Source organism: Stenotrophomonas capsici (assembly GCF_034961085.1).
GTDB lineage: Bacteria > Pseudomonadota > Gammaproteobacteria > Xanthomonadales > Xanthomonadaceae > Stenotrophomonas > Stenotrophomonas capsici.
This window is the reverse complement of record NZ_JAYFUH010000224.1, coordinates 1-2,397: the sequence shown is the minus strand read 5'-3', so window position 1 is coordinate 2,397 and position 2,397 is coordinate 1. Positions and strand designations below refer to the sequence as shown.

2 protein-coding genes are annotated in these 2,397 nt (G+C 69.0%); one reads left to right on the top strand and one right to left on the bottom strand.

The genetic code is table 11. From position 1 onward, the window contains the following. Positions 1-682 (top strand): hypothetical protein (locus tag VA603_RS11660; protein WP_323438949.1); only part of this gene is annotated, 682 nt, incomplete at its 5' end. Positions 683-1,002: 320 nt separating this feature from the next. On the opposite strand, the gene VA603_RS11655 is transcribed toward VA603_RS11660, so the two are convergent. Continuing rightward, positions 1,003-2,301, bottom strand: a complete 1,299-nt coding sequence (locus tag VA603_RS11655) for a DUF58 domain-containing protein (RefSeq protein WP_323438948.1) — start codon at positions 2,299-2,301, stop codon at positions 1,003-1,005. Positions 2,302-2,397 lie beyond the last annotated feature (96 nt).

Genomic DNA, 2,397 nt, shown 5'->3' with positions numbered 1-2,397 from the left:
GGGAGCACGCGGATCTACGTCTGACATGGCATTGCGCCGCCCCCCGGGAAGCCAGGGCCGCACGCAGGCGGTGCCCGGCCGTCATTTCGACGATGGCCGGCACCTGGCGGCCTATGCCGACCGGATCGCGGTGCGTTGCCATCGCTGTGGAACGGCAGGCTGGGTGTTGGCGCAGTGGCAGCCCTACCGCTGGACGGCGCGCTTCCGTTGCGCTGGCTGCAGCCTGTCGCTGGATAGCGCCGAAGGCACATGGGTGGGGCAGGTCAGGTACAGCGGGCGCCGTCCCTGCGGCTATTGCGGCCATCAATGTGTTTCGGTGTGCGAACAGCGCGCCAGCGCCGCCCATGCCGGGCTGACGCATCTGTCCGGTACCTGCAGGCAATGTGGGCGGCAAAGCGATGTGGCGGTCGGCATGAGCCGCGTGCGTGACGGTTCGCCGGCGGACCCGCATTTCGGCCTGCCGTTGCACCTGGTCGAGTCCACGCGCGCCGGGGTGGTGTGGGCATACAACGCGGCCCATGTGCAGGCGCTGCAGGCATTTGCGGTATCGAAGCTGCGCGAACGCGGTGGCGTGCACAACGCCTCGATGATCTCGCGCCTGCCCACCTGGATGAAGCTGGCGCGACACCGTGCCTTGCTGCAACGTGCGCTGGAGAGGCTGCTGCAACGGCTGCCGGAGTGATTGCCGGCGCACGCCAGCAGCGGCCTCGGCCGCGAGGCAGCAATGGTTTCTACGTGCGGTGGTTCCCCTCAGTGGAAGCGCTATCGGCTTCGCGCCTGAAGGTGCTCCTACGGCGTGGGCGTAGGCGGAGAGGCGACCCCTCCCCAACCCTCCCCTTGGCTGCGCCAAAGGGAGAGGGGGCAAGAGCGGCATGCCTCGCATTCTGAAAGGCCATGCATGACCGCCCCCTCCCTTTGGCGCAGCCAAGGGGAGGGTTGGGAAGGGGTGCTCTTCAGTGCCGGTGACGACACCCACTTCGCGACCGGAGCCGCTTCTACCGGCTACAGCAGGCCGTCGCGCTTGACCGTCAGGTAACGCTCGACCAGCGCGGCGGGCAGTTCTTCGGCGGTGACGTCCAGCACCATCACGCGGTGGCTGCGCAGGGCTTCGTGGGCGTCGGCGCGTTGTTGCAGGTAGCGGGTGATGGCACCGGCCTGGATGGCATCGGACACGGTCTCCACGTCGCGGGCCAGCGCGTCGTCCAGTTCGCTTTCGCGCAGGCTGGCCACGCAGACCAGGTGGCGCTTCTGCAGCAGGCGTACGGCGGCAAGCAGGTCCTCGATGTCCTCGTCGCGGACGTTGGTCACCAGCATCACCAGGGTGCGCCGCGAATGGCGCAGGCTCAGTTCGGTGGCAGCGGCCAGGTAGTCGGTGGCGACCGGCCGCGCCTGCAGGTCATAGCTGGCGCGCAGCAGCGTGTCGATCGCCCCCAGGCCGCGTTGCGGCGCTACCCAGCGGCTGTCGCCGCCGGTGGCGAACAGGCCCACGCCGTCGCCCTGGCGCAACGCCAGGTAGGACACCACCAGCGCGGCGTTGAGCACATGGTCGAAATGCGACAGGCCACCTTCGTGCGCCATCATCCGGCGACCGGTGTCGATCATCATCACGAGCTGCTGGTTCTTCTCGTCCTGGTACTCGCGCGAGATCAGCTTGCGCGCGCGCGAGGTGGCCTTCCAGTCGATCTGGCGCAGGCTGTCGCCGACGCGGTACTCGCGCATCTGGTGGAAGTCGGTGCCTTCACCACGGCGGCGCTTGAGGTGCGCGCCGACCAGGCGCGAGGCCATTTCCGCGCTGAGCAGGGCCAGCCGGGTGAGCGGGGCGAAGTTGGGGTAGACGCGCACGGTCTGCGGCGGCCCGGCGATGCGCGATTGACGCCACAGGCGCAGTAGCGAATGCAGGCGCAGTTGCACGCCGTCGAACACGAACGTGCCGCGGTTGGCCGGGGTGAGGTGGTAGCTGAAACGGGTTTCGCTGGCGCGCGGCAGGGTCAGGCGACGCGGCAGGCCCGGCGTTTCCCAGCCATCCGGGACCAGGTCGTACACGTCCACGCGTTGCCGCCCGAATGCATCGATCTGCAGCCAGGTTTCGCGTTCGACGCCCAGGGCGAGCGAGTCGGGAAGTTCACGCCGTACCTGCGGGGTGGGGCGGCGCCACAGCAGCAACGCATCGAGCAGCGCCAGCACCGCGATCGCCGCGGCCGTCAGCGTCCATGCCTGCAGCGGCAGGTAATGCAGGGCCACCGGCACACCCAGCAGGCCCCACAGCACCAGCAATGTGATCAGCCGCGGTGACGGTCTCACTGATGGGGTTCCGTGGTGGTGCAGGGGGTGGAAGCAGCGGGAGCATGGGCACCGCTCCCCCTGGCTCCCCTACGCACTGCGTGCGCAAGGCAGGGG